The sequence below is a fragment of the Kribbella sp. NPDC050459 genome (genome assembly GCF_040655315.1).
Taxonomy (GTDB): domain Bacteria; phylum Actinomycetota; class Actinomycetes; order Propionibacteriales; family Kribbellaceae; genus Kribbella.
Map to the genome: position 1 here is coordinate 981,566 of NZ_JBFAJQ010000001.1, position 17,991 is coordinate 999,556.

Annotated in this window: 11 protein-coding genes; 9 read left to right on the top strand and 2 right to left on the bottom strand. The window is 71.2% G+C overall.

Going from position 1 to position 17,991, the window contains the following annotated elements; genetic code table 11:
- Positions 1 to 2: 2 nt before the first annotated feature.
- Together AB0I12_RS04560 and AB0I12_RS04565 are read right to left on the bottom strand one after the other, a co-directional pair.
- On the bottom strand, positions 3 to 1,013 hold the full coding sequence (locus AB0I12_RS04560) for an acyl-CoA dehydrogenase family protein (RefSeq protein ID WP_359924477.1): 1,011 nt from the start codon (positions 1,011 to 1,013) through the stop codon (positions 3 to 5).
- Between the two features lie 24 nt (positions 1,014 to 1,037).
- Positions 1,038 to 2,183 (bottom strand): acyl-CoA dehydrogenase family protein, encoded by a 1,146-nt coding sequence (locus tag AB0I12_RS04565; RefSeq protein WP_359924479.1) that lies wholly within the window; start codon positions 2,181 to 2,183, stop codon positions 1,038 to 1,040.
- A gap of 110 nt (positions 2,184 to 2,293) precedes the next feature.
- On the opposite strand from AB0I12_RS04565, the gene AB0I12_RS04570 reads away from it, so the two are divergent.
- From AB0I12_RS04570 to AB0I12_RS04610, 9 genes are all read left to right on the top strand, one after another.
- Positions 2,294 to 3,040 carry a class II aldolase/adducin family protein gene (locus tag AB0I12_RS04570; protein ID WP_359924482.1) on the top strand — a complete coding sequence of 249 codons (747 nt, stop codon included), beginning with the start codon at positions 2,294 to 2,296 and terminating at the stop codon, positions 3,038 to 3,040.
- A 4-nt stretch (positions 3,041 to 3,044) separates the two neighbouring features.
- Positions 3,045 to 4,562, top strand: a complete 1,518-nt coding sequence (locus tag AB0I12_RS04575) for an AMP-binding protein (RefSeq protein ID WP_359924484.1) — start codon at positions 3,045 to 3,047, stop codon at positions 4,560 to 4,562.
- Complete coding sequence (locus tag AB0I12_RS04580; RefSeq protein WP_359924486.1) at positions 4,562 to 5,596, top strand: acyl-CoA dehydrogenase family protein; 1,035 nt, start codon at positions 4,562 to 4,564, stop codon at positions 5,594 to 5,596. Before AB0I12_RS04575 ends, AB0I12_RS04580 begins: the two co-directional genes overlap by 1 nt.
- 124 nt (positions 5,597 to 5,720) lie before the next feature.
- A complete protein-coding gene (locus AB0I12_RS04585) occupies positions 5,721 to 6,722 on the top strand; it encodes a hypothetical protein (RefSeq protein WP_359924488.1) in 1,002 nt (333 codons plus the stop codon).
- Positions 6,723 to 6,727: 5 nt separating this feature from the next.
- Entirely contained in the window at positions 6,728 to 7,882 is a 1,155-nt protein-coding gene (locus tag AB0I12_RS04590; protein ID WP_359924490.1) for an acyl-CoA dehydrogenase family protein, read from the top strand.
- Complete coding sequence (locus AB0I12_RS04595; protein ID WP_359924493.1) at positions 7,879 to 9,057, top strand: cytochrome P450; 1,179 nt, start codon at positions 7,879 to 7,881, stop codon at positions 9,055 to 9,057. Before AB0I12_RS04590 ends, AB0I12_RS04595 begins: the two co-directional genes overlap by 4 nt.
- Before the next feature lie 62 nt (positions 9,058 to 9,119).
- Positions 9,120 to 10,322, top strand: coding sequence for a cytochrome P450 (locus tag AB0I12_RS04600; RefSeq protein WP_359924496.1), 1,203 nt, complete (start codon positions 9,120 to 9,122; stop codon positions 10,320 to 10,322).
- A 29-nt stretch (positions 10,323 to 10,351) separates the two neighbouring features.
- Entirely contained in the window at positions 10,352 to 16,903 is a 6,552-nt protein-coding gene (locus AB0I12_RS04605; RefSeq protein WP_359924498.1) for an amino acid adenylation domain-containing protein, read from the top strand.
- Positions 16,900 to 17,988 carry a saccharopine dehydrogenase NADP-binding domain-containing protein gene (locus AB0I12_RS04610; RefSeq protein ID WP_359924501.1) on the top strand — a complete coding sequence of 363 codons (1,089 nt, stop codon included), beginning with the start codon at positions 16,900 to 16,902 and terminating at the stop codon, positions 17,986 to 17,988. The genes AB0I12_RS04605 and AB0I12_RS04610 overlap by 4 nt, the downstream gene beginning before the upstream one ends.
- The last annotated feature ends 3 nt before the right edge of the window (positions 17,989 to 17,991 follow it).

Consider the following 17,991-nt stretch of genomic DNA (forward strand, 5'->3'; position numbering starts at 1 on the left):
GCTCAGCCCAGCGCGTGCTGGGCCACGCGCTCGTAGTGCAGGTCCGATGATCCGCCGAACGCCTGGATCCACAGGGCCCGCCGGTACCAGCGGTGGACGGGATGCTCCCAGGTCATCCCGATCCCGCCGAGCACCTGGATCGTCTGTTCGCAGGCGCCGATCGCCGCCCGCCGGGCCGCGACCAGCGCGCAGCTGACGCCGATCGGCGCACCGTCCGCCGCCGCGGCCCTGGTCAGCGACCGCGCGAGCTCGAGGTCGACGTACATGTCGGCGATCCGGAACGCGACCGCCTGGTAGCTGCCGATCGGCCGCCCGAACTGCTGCCGGGTGCAGGCGTGTTCGCGAGCGATGTCGTACGCCCGCTGGGCCACGCCCACGGCTTCCGCGGCCAGCAGCAGGAGACCGCGCGACCGCACTGCCGCGGTCGCCGCCGCGGTGCCGACACCGCTGTACAGTCGCTCCGCGGGTGCTGCGGTGAACACGATCTCTCCGACGGGTCGCAGCGGATCGAGAGACGGCCGACTGCGCTTGACGACACCACGGCCGGACAGGTCCACGCAGAAGAGCATCGGGCCTGTCGGCGACGAGGCCTCGACCAGGACAGAGGCGACAGCATCGACGTCCGGGACCCGGTCGACGGCGCCCGACAGGACCCACGGCTCGCCCGGAGTCGCGATCACGTCCGGCGCGGCGATGGCCGGGAGGCCGTCGGCCAGCCGCAGTGCGACACCGGCCGGCCCAGGTCGCAGCCGTCCGAGGGCAGCGACACACATCGTGCTCCACCAGGGCTGCGGCGTCAGGTGATAGCCGCACTCCTCGGCCAGCAGGACCTGTGCCGTCGGCGGCAGGTCAGGGTCGAACCAGCCCAGCGCCTCCAGTTCGGACCACGCCTGGGGATCAGACGTGCGAGGGCCGTCGGCGAGCGCGGCGACGCGGTCCGGCGGATAGCTTCGGGCCAGGACTTCGCGCGCGGTCAGTTGGATCGTCAGACTGTCGTCCGTCGTCAGTGTCACGGTCCGCTCCTGTCTGGTGATCGGCTACCTTGTCTTGGGCAGACCGGCCACCTGTTCGGCGATGACGGACTGCAGGATCTCGGTGGTTCCACCCTCGATCGTGCTGCCACGGCTGCGCAGCAGCTTCGAGGTCCAGCCGGCGACGGACTGGTGCCCGAGATCGAGTGCATCGATGCCCAGGACATCGACCGCGAGTGCGGTGAGGTCCTGGTGGGTTCGCGACCACTGGAGCTTGAGGATCCGGCTCTCGTCGCCCGGGCGGCCGGTGGCCCGGATCGTGGTCAGCGTGCGAGCAGCGGTGGCCTCCAGGGCTCGCTGGTCGACACACAACTGCGCCAGGCGGCGGCGCAACGACGGGGTCGTCGCCTCGCCGCGCTCCTTCATCGTGGCGATCAGCCGGTCCAGTTGCACACCCAGCCGCGAGACGAGCGTGACGGCGAGGGTGATTCGCTCGTGCGCGAGCGTGCTCATCGCCACCGGCCAGCCCGCTCCCGCGGCCCCGACCAGTCCGGCGTCGCCGACCTCGACGGCGTCGAACCTGATCTGGCAGAAGCCTTCGTCGCCGTTGATCTGGCGGATCGGCGTCACCTCGACGCCCGGGGCTGTCATGTCGACGAGCAGCAGGGACAGGGCCCGGTGCTGCTCGGCGTCCGGATCGGTCCGGGCGAGGACGAGGCAGTAGTCCGCGAGGTCGGCGTACGACGACCAGAGCTTGGTGCCGGAGATCCGGTAGCCGCCGTCGCTCCGCACGGCCCGCGTCCGCACCGAGCTCAGGTCGGATCCGGCCTCGGACTCGGAGAAGCCGAGACAGAACATCTGGCCGCCGTGCAGGATCGGCAGCAGGTGCTGCCGTTGCTGGGCGCTCGATCCGTGGCCGATCAGTGTCGGTCCGGCCATGTGCAGGCCGACCACGTTGGGGGGCTCCGGAACCGCGGCCCGGTCACACTCTTCGGCGAGGATCAGCTCGTGCTGGACGCCGAACCCGTGGCCGCCGTGCTCCACCGGCCAGGTGAGACCGACGTACCCGCCGTCGAACAGTCGCCGGCTCCACGCCTGCAGGGCAGGCTTGGCCCGGTCGCCGAGGGCGGGGGCGTACGCGCGGTTGTCCCGCAGCCAGCCGCGCAGCTCGCGGCGGAAGCTCTCCTCGTCCGACCTGCACGCGATGTCCACTTGGTGACCGTAGCCACGTCCGTCGCGCCGCGGCTAGCGTGCGACGGCAGACAGGGTTGATCGCCACATCCGCAACGGATGCCGGCCCGACGGGCGAGGGAGCGTACGCCATGGACGCAACGAGAACGCCGTCCCCGATCGCCGCGGAACGTCAGCGGCGCAAGGGGCAACTGGCGGCGACGGTGAGGATCCTGGCGCGCCGCGGTCTCGACGAAGGGGCCGGCGGGCATGTCACCGCCCGCGATCCCGAACACCCCGACCGGTTCTGGATCAACGCCTTCGGCCAGCCGTTCTCGTCGGTCCGGGTGCGCGACCTGCTGCTCGTCGACCATGACGGAAACGTTGTCGAGGGCAACGGGCGGGTCAATCCGGCCGGGTACGCGATCCACTCGCAGATCCACGCGGCGCGGCCGGACGTGGTCTCGGCCGTGCACACGCATTCGACGTACGGACGGGCCTGGGCGGCGGTCGGCCGCGGACTCGACCCGATCACGCAGGACGCCTGTGCGTTCTTCGAGGACCACGCCGTGCACGAGGAGTTCCCCGGGGTGGTCCTGGATCGCGCCGAGGGCAAGCGGATCGCCGGCACGCTGGCCGACGGGAAGGCCGTGATCCTGCAGAACCACGGACTGCTGACCGTCGGGCGGTCGGTCGGCGAGGCCGCCTGGTGGTTCGTCCTGATGGACAAGTGCTGTCAGATCCAGCTGCTGGCGGAGGCGGCCGGCGGCGCGAGGCCGGTGAGCCTCGAGAGCGCGCGGGGAGTGGCCGAGTTGATGGGAACCCCGGCGATGGGACGGTTCAACTTCCGGCCGATGTACGCCGAGATCGTTGCCGCCGCCCCTGATCTCTTGGCGTGACCCGGTGGTCGCACTGCTGAGCAACCTGGTTCGCGGTTCCGGCGCGGACGAGGCGATCGCGGATCAGCGTCGTACGTTGACGTGGGCCGAGCTCGATGCGCGGGTCAACCGCTGGGTGCGGGCCCTTCGCGCGGCCGGTCTCCGGCCCGCGCACCGTGTCGCTGTCGTCAGCGGCAACCGGATCGAGTGCCTGGAGATCTTGCTCGCCTGCCTGCACAGCGGCCTGGTCCTGGTGCCGGTGAACTGCCGGCTCGCCGCGACCGAGATCGCCCACATCGTGTCGGACGCCGGCTGCGAGGTCGTCGTGTCGGACCCGGAACGCCGGGAGGTGACGGCCGAGGCAGTGACTGGCCGCGGAGTCCGTCACTTGTGCATCGAACAGGATCTCCGCGACGCGGACGCGGGGGAGCCTGACGCACAGAGCTGCGGCGGCCTGATGCTGTACACGTCGGGGACCACGGGCAGGCCCCGCGGTGTGATCAGCCACCTGTTCACGCCCGGGGCTCCGATCGACAGCGTCCGCGCGACGCTCCGGGGAGCGCGGCACGTGGTGGGGATCCCCAGCGGACGCCGCGGCCTCCTCGTCTGCCCGTGGTACCACTCGGCCCCTTTGTACTTCGCGCTCATGTCCCTGCTCCTCGGTAACCGGACGCGCGTGGTGGATCGGTTCGAGCCCGGCGAGTTCCTGGACGTCGTCGGCGCGGAGTCGATCGATCACTGCCATCTGGTTCCGACCCAATTGGTCCGCCTGTTGCGATACCGCGCGTCGACCGGCCGGGCCGGTGACACCGGCAGCCTCGAGACGGTGTGGCACGGCGGCGGCGCCTGTGATGTCGAGACGAAGACGGCGATGCTGGCCTGGTGGGGGCCGGTGCTCGTCGAGTACTACGGAGCCACCGAAGGCGGCATCGTGGCGATGATCGACGCGCAGCAGTGGGAACGGCATCCGGGCAGCGTCGGCCGGCCGTTGCCGCGGACCACCGTCACGATCGTCGACTCCGCCGGGAGGGCACTTCCTCCGGGCACGCGGGGCCGGGTCTTCGTCGAGCGGGCCACGCGCGCCGGCTTCGAGTACCACAACGATCCGTCCAAGACGCGGGCCGCGCATCTGCGTCCCGGCGTCTACACCTTCGGCGAACTGGGGCACCTGGACGACGAGGGGTACCTGTACCTGGACGGCCGGGAGGACGACACGATCGTGTCCGGCGGGGTCAACATCTATCCGGCCGAAGTCGTCGCGGCACTGCTGAGGCACCCGGCGGTCGTCGACGCTGCGGTGTTCGCCCGGCCCGACGCGGAGTTCGGCCAGGTCGCGGCGGCGCTGGTGATGACCGAGGAGCCTGACCACGAGCGCTTGCCCGCCGTACTGCGGGAGCACTGCGCGGGATTGATCGCCGGCTTCAAGGTGCCGCGGATGTGGTGGTTCACGCGTGAGCTACCGCGCGACGAGACCGGAAAACTCCGACACTCGACGATCCGCGAGTTTACCCGCGCACACGCCGGGCGCGGGAGACTGGCGTGATGAACACTTCGGATCACGCGCAGGACGTGCTGAAGGCGGTCGAGGGCGTGCGGGACGGGGTCCTGACCGCGAACCGGGCGGCCGTCGACCGCACCGGCACGATCCCCGCCGAGAACTTCGAGGCGCTGGCCGCGCTCGGCCTGTACGGCGTCGGCATGGACGCCGAGGACGGCGGCGATCCGGACGTCGACTACCCGACGCTCCTCGGGGTCATCGAGCGGCTGGCCTCGGGATGCCTGGCGACCACGCTGGTCTGGCTGCAGCACCTGGCGATGACCCGCGTCGCCGTGGGGCGCCAAGGGCCGGGCGCCAAGGCCTCCTGGCGGGCGGACGTCGCCTCCGGGAGATTCCGCGGCGGCATCGCCTTCGCCGGACAGTTGCCCGGCCCCCCGATGCTCCGGGTCGAGCGTGACGGCGACGAGTACGTCGTGACCGGCACCTCGCCCTGGGTCTCCGGCTGGACGCTCGTCGACGGTCTCGTCGTGGCCGCCCGGGACGCCGACGACAACGTCGTACGCCTGCTGACCGCGGCCGGGCCGAGCGCGTCGCTGTCGGCCGCGGACACCGACCTCTGGGTGCTGCAGGCAACGAAGACCGTCGAGCTGCGGTTCGACGGGCACCGGATTCCGGCGGCGGACATGCTGGACGCCACGCCGCTCGGCGAGATCCTCGCCGGGGACGCGGGATCGTTGCGGATCAACGGATCGCTGGCGCTGGGCCTGGCCGATCGCTGCGGGCGGATGCTCGGCGTCGCCGGTGACGACGACGAGCTCGACGCGGTGCGCCGGCGGCTGGACGAATCCGGCCCGGAGGACCTCGCGGCCGCCAGGGCGGCGGCGTCGAACTTCGCGGCCGCCCGAGCAGGTGCCGCCGTCGCGGCGAACGGCGGGCGTGCCCTGCAACAGTCGGATCCGGCAGGCCTGGCGCTGCGGGAGGCCGCGTTCGTTCTCGTCTTCGGCCAGCGCCGCACGATCCGCGAGCCCATGGTCGACGGCTGGCTCAGCTGGAGCCGTACGACGGCCGCGGGGGACTGAGAGGTCCCGTTCAACCGCTCGGAACCGGCAGTTGTACGGCGCCCGCGGTCAGCCGCCGCGCTTCCCTTGCCGACGGCGGACACGCAGGATGAACGGACCAGTCCTCGCCAGGCAAGGAGGTCCGATGACGCCGTCCGACCGGACCGCTTCGCTGACTGTTCCGGCGTCCATCGCGGCCGAGTTCCGGTGGAGCTACGACGTCGGCAACCGCCGTCTCGCCGGTCTGTACGAGCGCAGCAAGGACGGGCAGTGGAGCGCGCAGACCGATATCGACTGGTCGATCGACGTTCCGTACGGCGACCGGCTGCCGTTCGACGCCCGGTTCGTCTCGCTCAACGAGGCCGGCGGTCCGCTCGCGGCTCTGGGCCCTGATGCGGCCGACCGCTTCCGCTGGGAGTTCCAGAACTGGATGGTGAGCCAGTTCCTGCACGGGGAACAGGGCGCGATGGTCGCGGCCGGCCGGCTCGTCGAGGTCGTCCCGGGGATCGAGGCCAAGTCGGTGGCCGCCACCCAGGCCGTCGACGAGGCGCGGCACGTCGAGGTGTTCGCGCGGTACGCGTCGGTCAAGATGCCGCACTTCTATGCCATCTCCGCGCCGCTGGAGTCGCTGCTGGGAGACACGCTGCGGGACGGCCGCTGGGACATCACCCAGCTCGGGATGCACATCATGATCGAGGCGCTCGCGATGGCGGCCTTCCGCCTCGGGCAGCAGAGCTTCCACGACCCACTGCTGCGCGACATCTGCCGCAAGGTGGCGCGCGACGAGGCCCGGCACGTCGCCTTCGGCATCCTCGCCCTGGAACCGGCGTACCTGGAGATGTCCGCGGCAGAACTGGCCGACCGGGAGGACTTCGTGCTCGAGTCCGCCGCCCTGATGGCGCGGCGCTTCCTGCTCGTCGAGATCTGGGAGCACCTCGGGATCGATCCGCAGGCCGGCGTCGAGTACGCGCGGACCGATCCGGTGATGGCCCGCTATCGCCAAGCGGTGTTCGCAAAGGTGGTCACGTCGCTGCGGGACGTCGGGCTGCTCACGCCGCGGGTGTGGGACGGACTGCGCGGTCTCGGCTTGCTGGGACCTGCGACCGACAGTCCCGGTGACCGCGCGGCCGATGGACGGGAACGGTGACGCGGATGCCTGCGACCCTGGTACGAGTGACCGACCTGCTGCCGCAGATCGCAGCCCGGGCGGACGACGTCGAGAACGAACGTCACGTTTCCGCGGAGATTCTCGACGACCTCCGCCGGACCGGAGCATTGCGGATGCTGTCGCCGGGCCGGCACGGCGGTGGCGACGAACCCCTTCCCACGGTGCTGCAGGTCGTCGAGCTGGTGTCCACCGCGGATGCGTCCGTCGGCTGGACCGTCGCTCAGCACGCACAGGCGCAGCTGATCCTGCGGCACTTCCCGGCCGCCACGGTCGACCGGGTGTTCAGCGGGTCTCCGGACCTTCTCGCGGCGGGTGCCGTCGCTCCGAAGGGCCGCGCCACGCGGATCGCCGACGGCTGGCAGATCAACGGGCAATGGCCGTTCGTCTCCGGAGCACCGCAAGCGACGTGGTTCTTCGTGCAATGCCTGGAGGTCAAGGACGGTTCCCCGGTCCTCGACCCGGACGATCTGCCGGTCCTCCGGCTCGCGCTGCTCGCCGCGGAGCAGCTCGAGATCGTCGACACGTGGAGCACGATGGGATTGCGCGGGACGGCCAGCCACGACGTACGGGTCAACCGTGCGGAGTGCGATGACGCGTACACCTGCCACTTCGCGTCCACGCCGCCGGGCGACGAGCCGATCCTGCGGATCCCCGCGCGCGATCTCGGCGGGCTCTTCGTCGCGGCGGTTGCCGTCGGCAACGCCGCGGCGGCGCTGGACGACACGATCGCGCTGGCACTCGCGGGCAAGCGTCCGGCGTTCAGCCCGCACCCGCTGGGCAAGTCGCCGGGGTTCGTGCAACGGCTCGGCGAAGCGGAGGTCCGGCTGCGATCCGCGCGGGCTCTGCTGTCCGAACAGGCCTCGTGCGTGTGGGAGTCGGCGTTGGCCGGCGTACCGCTGGGTCTGCGCGACCGGGCAGCGCTGCGGTCGGCGGGACCGCACGTGGTCGAGTCGGCGACCGCCGTACTGGACGCCGCGTACGCGCTGGGCGGCGGCACGTCCTTGTACGACCGCTCGCCGCTGCAACGGCGGCTGCGGGACGGTCACACGATCACCCAGCACTTCGCGGCCGGGCCCGACGTCTTCGGTGCCCTGGGGGCTGTTCTCGTCGGCGCGGACCCAGGGACTGCGTTGCGGTGAAGGTCAGCTTCGACTCGGGTGACCCGGAGTTCGTGGCGGATCCGTATCAGACCTACGCCCGGCTGCGGGCCGCCGGCCGTGTCCTGCCCGGCGGGCCCGGGCAATGGATCTTCACGCGGTACGACGACGTGCAGCGGCTGCTGCGGGACGGCCGGCTCGGCAGCGAGTTCCCGGCGGCGGCCCACCGGGTCAAACTCGGCGACGGCCCGGCCGGGGACTTCTTCGGCCGGATCCTGATCGACCGGGATCCTCCCGATCACACCCGGCTGCGGCAGGGCATGCGGCACGCGTTCTCGCCGGGGTCGGTGGCCGGACTTCGCGCGCAGGTGGCCGCGACGGTGGACGAACTGCTGGCGCCACTGCTCGACGACTCCGGCTTCGACCTCGTCCCCGGCCTGGCCACGCCGCTGCCGGTGCTGGTGATCTGCTCGTTGCTGGGCGTTCCTGCCGAGGACGTCGAGCTGGTGCGGCCGCGGATGGTCGATCTGGCGACGGCGTTCGGCGAACTGACGCTCACGGATGAGCAGCGCCGGGCGGCCGATCGCGCGGTGGTGTGGCTGCGCGAGTATGTCGGTGCGCGGCTCGGGCAAGGTACGGCCGGTGACCTGTTGTCGCGGATGCTGGCGACCGAAGCCGACGGCTTCAGCCGCCAGGACACCGTGGACAACGCGATCTTCTTGTTCTTCGCCGGGTTCGAGACGACGACCAGCCTGATCGCGAACGGGACCGTCGCGCTGCTGACGCGGCCCGACCAGTTCGAGCGGCTCCGCCGCGATCCGTCGCTGATCCCGACTGCGGTCGAGGAGCTGCTCCGGTTCGACTCGCCGGTGCAGATGTCGATGCGACTCGTCCGGGAGCCTTTCGTCGCGGACGGCACGAAGATCCGGCCGGGGAGAGTCGCGGTCCTGCTGCTCGGCTCGGCGAACCGCGACGAGCAGGTCTTTCCCGACCCGGACCAGCTGGACGTCGGACGGCACCCCAATCCGCACGTCGCCTTCGGCGGCGGCCATCACTACTGCCTCGGCGCACCGCTGGCACGCCTGGAGGCAAGCCTGGTGCTGGACCGGCTGATCCACAGGTTCAGCCGTATCGAACTGACCGGCCCGCCAATCCGGCGCCCACACCCAAGCATCCGATCCTTCCGCTCCGTCCCACTCACCGCGAAGCCGGCCTGACCGAGGCTCCGACCGGGCTTGGTTGCGTTGGCCGGTGGGGCTGATGCGGGCATATTCGAGCAATGGCCGACACCCGGACCGGCTTGCCGCCGAGGTTCGACACCGCGGATCCTGACCTTCTGCACGACGTGTACTCGCAGTACGTCGGGCTGCGGGAGTACGGACCGCTGTGCCGCTTCGTGCCGGGGGCGTGGGGAGTCACCCGGCACGCCGAGGTGTCGCGACTGCTGCGGCATCCGGAGCTGGTGAAGTTCTTCCTGCCGCAGGCCTTCTTCCAGGACGCGGTCGGGTCCGGACCGGTGGCCGACTTCTTCCAGCAGATGGACATCGGCCGGAGTGATCCGGGTGTGCGCGAGACGCTCGCCCACGAATTCAGTGCGGCGTCGAGTCGTCGGCGGATCGAGGAGATCCAGGCGGCCGCCGCCGCGGCACTCGAACCCGTCCTCGAAGCCGGCAGCGCCGAAGTGGTTACCGAGCTGGCACGCCCACTGGTGCTGGACGTGTTCTGCGACGTGCTCGGCCTGCCGTCAGCGGTGCGCAGCGCCGTCGCCGGCTGGGTGTCGAGCCTGGTGAACTTCGGTGACATCAGCCCGACCGCGACCCGATCGGTGGACGAGGCGAACGTCGCCGTCCGGCAGTTGCGCGAGGTGGTGTCCGCAGAGTTGGCGGCCCGGGACCGAAGCCCGCGCGACGACGTACTGTCGCGCCTGGCCGCCGTGGCCACCGGCAACGACGTACGGCGGCGCTGCGTCGACACCGTCCTGGCCCTGCTGTACGCCGGTCTCGAGACCACGGCCAACCTGATCGCGACCGGCATCGCCGCGCTCGCGGACTTCCCCGACCAGTACGCCGTCCTCCGGGCGGCGCCGCACGACGCGCATCTCGCCGTCGAGGAGTTCCTGCGCTACGACCCGCCGATCCAGGTGACGCTGCGCTCGGTCCAGGCGCCGATCGAGATCGGCGGCCAGGTGATCCGGGCGGGGCGGACGCTCGCGCTGATGCTCGGCTGCGCGAACCGTGACGAACGAGTCTTCGCCGAGCCTGCGCGGCTGGATGTGCGCCGGCGCCCCAATCCGCACGTCAGTTTCGGCGGCGGCAGCTTCTACTGCTTCGGCGCCGCGCACGCCCGGTCGAACGCGACCGCGGTCTTCGCGGAGCTCGCCCGGCGATGTGCGTCGATCGGGCCGGCGGGGGAGCCCGAGCGGACCGCACAGTTCAACTTCCGTTCCTATACGCGGCTACCCGTGAGCCTGCGGCCGGCCTGAGCCGATTCAACGACCGACTGGAGTGGGGCATGATCGAACAGATCGGCGACCTGGTGCTCGATCTGGAGCGGATGCGTGCCGATGTCGCGCACTGTCTGCGGGAGCCCGCGTCCGCCGTCGCCGACGACGCGGACCTGCTGGGGCTCGGACTCGACTCGATCAGCGTGATGGTGCTGGCGGGGCAGTGGCACCAGGCCGGTGCCCGGGTGACGTTCGCCGAGCTGATCGAGAAGCGCACGCTCCGGGAGTGGTGGGAGCTCGTGTCGTCGCGGCTCTCCCAGGACGAGGCGGTGCTGGTTGCCGCCGGCAAGGAAGAGGAGCCGTTCGAGCTGGCCGACATGCAGCACGCCTACTGGGTCGGTCGCGCGGACGGTCAGCCGCTCGGTGGCGTCGGAGCCCACTTCTATGCCGAGCTCGACGGTGCGGACGTGGACCCGGAGCGGCTGGAACGTGCCGTCCGCGAACTCACCGCACGACACGGAATGCTGCGCTGCGTCTTCCGGCCGGACGGTCGCCAGGAGATCCGCCCGGAGAGCGCCTGGCCCGGTGTGTCCGTGCACGATCTTCGCGGTGTCGCTGCCGAAGCAGCCGAGGGCGCACTGGCCGAGCTGCGGGACGCCCTGTCGCACCGGCGTCTCGCCGTCGAGCGTGGCGAGGTCTTCGATGTGCAACTCTCGCTCTTGCCGACCGGGGCGACCCGGGTCCACGTCCAGATCGAGATGCTCGTCGCGGACGCCCACAGCTTCCGGATCCTGCTGGCGGAGCTCGCGTCGCTGTACGCCGCACCCGATGCGGCGCTCCCGCCGATCGAACTGAACTATCCCGAGTACCTCTCCGCGGCGAGAGCGAGCCGGGAGAGTGCGCGCGAACAAGCGGCGAACTACTGGCGCGAACGACTGGCCGATCTCCCCGCGGGTCCCGACCTGCCGCTGGTCCGCGATCCCGGCCAGGTGACGGAGCATCGGGTGACGCGGCGGTTCACCTGGCTGAGCGACGAGCAGTGGAGCACGCTCGCCGAGCATGCCCGACGGCACGGCGTCACGCTTCCGGTCGTCTTTCTGACGGCCTTGACCGAGGTGCTCGGCGCCTGGAGCGCAACCCCGCGATTCGCGCTGAACCTGCCGTTGTACGACCGCCGGCCGGTGCACAGCGACGTACCGCTCCTGGTCGGGGACTTCACCAACCTGATCCTGCTCGAGGTGGACACCTCCGACCGTGCCACCTTCGCGCACCGTGCCCAGCGGATCCAGGAGCAGTTGCACGCCGATGTCCGGCAAGCCGACTACTCCGGCGTCGACGTACTGCGTGACCTGATCCGCACCCGCGGGCCGGCCGGTGCGGGCGCCCCGGTCGTGTTCACCAGCGCGATCGGGCTCGGCGAGCTGTTCAGCACCGACGTCCGGAAGACCCTGGGTGATCCCGGGTGGACGATGTCGCAGACGCCGCAGGTGTGGCTCGACTTCCAGGTCACCGAGCGCGAGGGCGGCCTGTACCTCAACTGGGACGTCGTCGAGGAACTGTTCCCGGCCGGCCTGGTCGACGACATGTGGGCCGCGCTCAGCTCGATCATCGACGGGCTGGTCACGGCTGAGTCCCGGTGGACGAGCACTGGTGACGATCTGCTTCCGCCGGCCCAGCGAGAGGTACGACGGGTCGCGAACGACTCGGGTTCGCCGATGCTCCCGCGGACGCTGCACCACCGGGTCTTCGCCTACGCAAGCAAGCACCCGGACAAGCCCGCTCTGCTCTGGGGCAACGAATCGAGCCTGTCGTACGGCGAGTTGGCCGAGCGCGCGCTGCACCTCGCCGGGCGGCTGGCGTCGTACGACGTCGGCCGGGCCGAGCCCGTGATGGTGCAGGTCCCTCGTGGGCCTGAGCAGGTGATCGCCGTGCTGGGCGTGCTCGCGGCCGGCGGTAGCTACGTGCCCGTCGGCGTCGACCAACCCTCGGCCCGGCGGGACCGGATCGCCCGAATCGCCGGTGCGCGCTTGGTCGTCACCGGAACCGACACCGAAACCGACACCGCACAGTTGCCGCCGAAGACGACCGCGGTCCCGGTGGCAACGACGGCCGGCGCCGGGCGACTGACCGAGCCGGTCGTCGTCGACCCGGAGACGATCGCCTACACGCTGTTCACCTCGGGATCCACCGGGGACCCCAAGGGTGTGATGGTCTCGCACCGGGCGGCAGCGAACACCATCGACGCGGTCAACGAACGCTTCGCTGTCGGCCCGGACGACCGGGCGCTCGCGGTCTCCGCGCTGGACTTCGACCTCTCGGTGTACGACATCTTCGGCCTGCTCGGAGCCGGCGGCTCGCTGGTGCTGCTGGACGACGGCGTACGCCGCGACGCGGATCGCTGGGTCGAGCTCGTCACCGGGCTCGGAGTCACCATCTGGCAGTCGGTTCCGGTGCTGCTCGAGATGTTGCTGACCGCAGCCGGCGGCCGGTCGCTCGGCCTGAGACTGGCCTTGCTCGGCGGCGACTGGGTCGGGCTGGATCTTCCCGCGCGTCTCGCGGAGCACAGTCCCGGCGCGAAGCTCGTCGCGTTGGGCGGCACGACGGAGACGGCCATCCACTCGACGGTGTGCGAGGTCACGACCGTACCGCCGGACTGGCGCTCGATTCCGTACGGACGGCCCTTGCGTGGCCAGTTGTGCCGTGTGGTCGACGGCGTGGGACGGGACCGGCCCGACTGGGTGCCGGGTGAGTTGTGGATCGGCGGCGCGTCGGTCGCGGACGGGTACCGCCAGGATCCGGAGCGGACCGCCCGCCAGTTCGTGGACCGCGACGGGACCCGCTGGTACCGGACGAACGACCGGGCGCGCTACCGGCCGGACGGCACGATCGAGTTCCTCGGCCGGATCGACCTGCAGGTGAAGATCCGCGGCCACCGCATCGAGCCCGGCGAGGTCGAGGCGGCCTTCCGCAGCCATCCGTCGGTGGCCGACACCCTCGCGCTGGTCGTCGGATCCGGAGTACGGCGCCTGGCCGTCGCGGTCGTCCCCGCGGCCGGCAGCGCTCCGGACGCGGACGGGCTGCGCGAGTACGTCGGCGGCCTGCTGCCGGGATACATGGTTCCGGAGCAGATCGAGTACGTCGCCGCCTGGCCGCTGTCGGCGAACGGCAAAGTCGACCGCCGGGCGATCGCCGAGCGGCTGGCCGCGCCGACGGACGCGGGGGAGTACCAGGCCCCGGCCGGTGCGGCGGAGGAACTGGTCGCCGAGGCATGGACCGAGCTGCTGGGACTGCCGGCGGTCGGGCGGGACCAGAGCTTCTTCGCGCTGGGCGGGGACAGCCTGGTCGCGACCCGCCTCGTCGCCCGGCTCCGTGACGCCGGTGTGCGCGGCGCGGATCATTCACGGCTGTTCAACGCGCCGGTTCTGAAGGACTTCGCGGCCGGCCTGACGATCGGCACGGCGCCTGATTCCGCACCTGCCCTCCGCCCGGCACCGGCCGAACGTCACGAGCCGTTCCCGTTGACCGATGTTCAGCGCGCCTACTGGATCGGCCGCGCGGACGGTTTCGCCCTCGGCGGGGTCGGCTCCCACTGGTACTGGGAGTTCGACGGCCACGACGTCGACCTGCCGCGTCTCGAAGCGGCTGTGAACCGTCTGGTCGAGCGCCACGACATGCTGCGCGCGGTGGTCGACGAGTCCGGCACGCAACGCGTACTGCCGTCGGTCCCGCGCTACGTCGTGCAGGTCACCAGGACCGACGCGCCCGGAATCGAGGAGCTCAAGGCCCTGCGCGACGGGCTGGCCCATCGGATCCCCGACGTCAGCCGCTGGCCGCTGTTCGAGATCAGGGCCGTCGAGTACGGCGGCTCGCGGACCCGGCTGGCCTTCAGCTTCGACTACATCGCCCTCGACGCGTTGAGCATCGTGACCTTCTTCGCGGAGCTGTCCGCGCTGTACGACGACCCGTCGGCCGGCCTTCGCCCGCTGGAGCTCTCGTTCCGGGACTACGTCGTACACAGCGACCGCGACCCCCAGGAGCGCGAGACGGCTCAGCGGTACTGGCTGGATCGGGTGTCCGAGCTGCCGCCGGCCCCGGCGCTGCCGCTGGCGGCGGACCCGGCGACGCTCACCGAGCCGCACTTCGTACGCCGCGAACTGCGGATCGAGGCGGCGGCCTGGCACCGGCTGACGGCCCAGGCGAAACGGCACGATGTCACCCCGGCCGCCGTACTGGCGACGGCGTACGCCGAGGTGCTGGCCACCTGGAGCGGGCAGGACCGACTGACGCTGAATCTCACCCTGTTCAACCGGCCCCCGGTGCATCCCGGGATCGAGCACGTCCTCGGCGACTTCACGTCGCTGCTGCTGATCGAGCACGACGCCCGGGGCAACGATCGTCTGATCGAGCTGGTCCGCCGGTTCCAGCAGCAGTTGTGGACCGACCTCGAGCACCGCGACGTCTCGGCGATCTGGGTACTGCGCCGGCTGGCGCGGGAACTCGATGTGCCCGCTGTCACGATGCCGGTCGTGTTCACCAGCGCACTCGGTGTGGCGAGCGGTATGGACAGTGGCGAGTTCCCGTTCGGGACGTTGTGCTGGGGCGTCTCGCAGACACCGCAGGTGTGGCTCGACAACCAGGTGATGGAGCGGGACGGCGGGCTCGTCGTCAACTGGGACGCGGTGGACGACCTGTTTCCGGCGGGGATGCTGGACGACATGTTCGCCGCGTACGGCCGGCTGCTCGAGTGGCTGACCGATGCGGACTGGGAGGCAGCGCCGCCCGAGCTGCTGCCGGCTGCTCAACGCGAGATCCGGGAGCGCGTCAACGCGACGGAAGGCCCGTTGCCCGACCGGACTCTGATCCACGACTTCTTCGAGCAGGCCGCCGCGGCGCCGGACAACGACGCGGTGCTCTGGGACGTCCGCGAGCGTTTGAGCTACGGAGCGCTGGCCGAGCAAGCCCTTCGCGTTGCCGGACACCTGCGGGAGCAGGGGCTCCGGCCCGGAGAACCCGTCGGCATCACGCTGCCGCGCGGCCCGGGGCAGATCGTCGCGGTGATCGGCGTCCTGGCGGCGGGCGGATGTTACGTGCCTGTCGCCGTCGATCAGCCGGACGAGCGGATGCGAAGGATCTACGCGGCCGCGGGCGCGCGCTTCGTGCTGACCGACGACGAGCAGCGGATGCCGGACGTCCTGCGGGCGATCGACCTGACCGAAGCACTGCGAGCCGATCCGTTGCCGGAGCCGGAGCCGGTCGATCCCGACGCGCTCGCGTACATCATCTACACCTCAGGTTCGACCGGCGTGCCCAAGGGCGTCGAGATGACGCATCGCGGCGCGTTGAACACCATTGACGACGTCAACGAACGGTGCCGGGTCACCTCCGGGGATCGTGTCCTCGCGGTGTCGTCGCTGGACTTCGACCTGTCGGTGTACGACGTCTTCGGGCTGCTGTCCGTCGGCGGCAGCGTCGTACTCGTCGATCATGACGACCGCCGCGAGGCCGCCCACTGGGTGCGGCTCGTGGCCACCCGGGGCGTCACCGTCTGGAACTCCGTACCGGCGTTGCTGGACATGTATCTGGTCGCCGCCGGGCTCGGCGCCGCCACCGGACCGTTGCGTGTGGCAATGGTCTCCGGCGACTGGGTAGGACTCGACCTGGCCGAGCGGTTGCGGGAACGCCACCCGGGCTGCCGGCTGATCGCTCTCGGCGGCGCCACGGAGGCCGGTATCTGGTCCAACTGGTTCGAGATCGAGTCGGTCCCCAGTACGTGGCGTTCCGTCCCCTACGGCGTCCCGCTGCGGAACCAGGCCTTCCGGGTGGTGGATCGTCGCGGGCACGACTGCCCGGACTGGGTCGCGGGGGAGTTGTGGATCGGCGGCGCATCGGTCGCACAGGGCTACCGCGGGGATCCGGCGCTGACGGCCGAGCGGTTCCTGGCTGTGGACGGGCAGCGCTGGTACCGGACAGGAGACCTCGGCCGGTACTGGCCGGACGGCACGCTCGAGTTCCTCGGCCGCACCGACTTCCAGGTCAAGATCCGCGGCTACCGGATCGAGCTCGGCGAGGTCGAGGCGGCGCTGCTCGGCCATCCGGACGTTGCCCGGGCGGTCGCGTTCGTGCAGGACGAAACGGCCGGCCAGCGGCTCCTTGCGGCGGTCGTCCCGGCGCCCGGTACCGTGCCGGATCTCGAGGACCTGCTGGAGTTCGTGACCGGCCGGTTGCCGGCGTACATGGTCCCCGACGCCGTCACCGTGCTGGACGGGATCCCGCTGTCCGGCAACGGCAAGGTCGACCGGCGGGCGGTCGCTGATCTCGCCGGCCTCGACGGCGGGAGTACGTCGGGGGCCGAGAAGGACGAGCCGCCCGAGCCCGGTGTCGAGGAGCTGCTCGCCGAGCTCTGGCGAGACCTGCTGAACGTTGCGGTGGTCGACCGGCGGCAGAGCTTCTTCACCCTCGGCGGGGACAGCCAGCTGGCGATCCGGCTGGTGGCCGGAGTCCAGCGCCGCCTCGGGGTCGAGCTGTCGTTGCGCGAGGTCTTCGGTGCACCGACCCTGGCGGAGCTGGCAGCAACCGTGAGCGCGAATCTGCCGGGCGAGATCGACGAGGGCGAGTTGTGATCGGCATCGTCGGCGCGACAGGTGGCGTAGGCACCGCCGCGTCCCGGCAGCTCCGGAGCTGGGGCACGGACCGGTTGCGGCTCGGTGTCCGGGATCCGCGCCGCGGCGCCGCGCTCGCCCGCGAGCTCGGTCCGGGGGTGGAGGTCGTCGCGGTCGACGTGACCGATTCCGCCGCCCTCCGACGGTTCTGTGACGGGTGCACCGTCGTTCTCAACTGCGCCGGACCCGCGGTCGATCTGGGCGATCGCGTGGCCCGCGCCGCGGTCGAGGCGGAGACGGGGTACGTCGACCCGGCGGCCGGTGGCGACCTACTGAGGGGGCTCGACCGGCTCGACCCGGCCCGCAGAGGTGTGGCCGCGGTCCTGGCCGCGGGTCTGCAACCCGGCCTCACCGGACTGCTGCCGCGCTTGCTCGCTCGACGGTTGCCGCTCGCGGGCGGCGTGGTGTCGGGCTACATCGGCGGGCGGGACCGGTTCACGGTGTCCGGCGCCACCGACTACCTCCGCGGCAGCGACGACTTCGGCATGGCCTTCGCCCAGTGGCGTGGCGGCACCCGGGTTCTCGGGTTGGCCGAGCAGGCCGAGGTCGAGTTGCCGTTCTTTCCCGAGCGGGTCACCGTGCGGCCGTACCTCAGTACCGAGCTCGAGAGCTTCGCCGTACACGTAAGACTCAGCGAGGCGACCTGGGGGAACGTGTTGGCCGGCAAGCACCTGCGGGACGCGCTCGGCCGCACAGCGGCGCTGAGCAGATCGGACCCCGGGGCTGCGGCGGCGGAGTTGCGTGCTGCTGCGGAGCTGGACCTGTTCGGCCGTTCGCCGTACCACGTCGTGCTGGTCGAGGCCGTTGCACCCGATGGCAGTGCCGCGTCGGTCATGGTGCGTGGGACAGGCGCCACCGAGCTGACAGGTGCCGTCGCCGCACTGACGACCCGTGCCGTGGAGTCCGGTGACGTACCTCCCGGCCTGCATCAAGCGGCGGACGTCATGGACCCCGATGCCGTGTTGACGCTGCTGCGGACCGCCGATGCCGTGACCGCGGTCGAGTACCTCGACGGCCCCGCCCGCCTCGACGAAGAGGAGTTGTAGCCC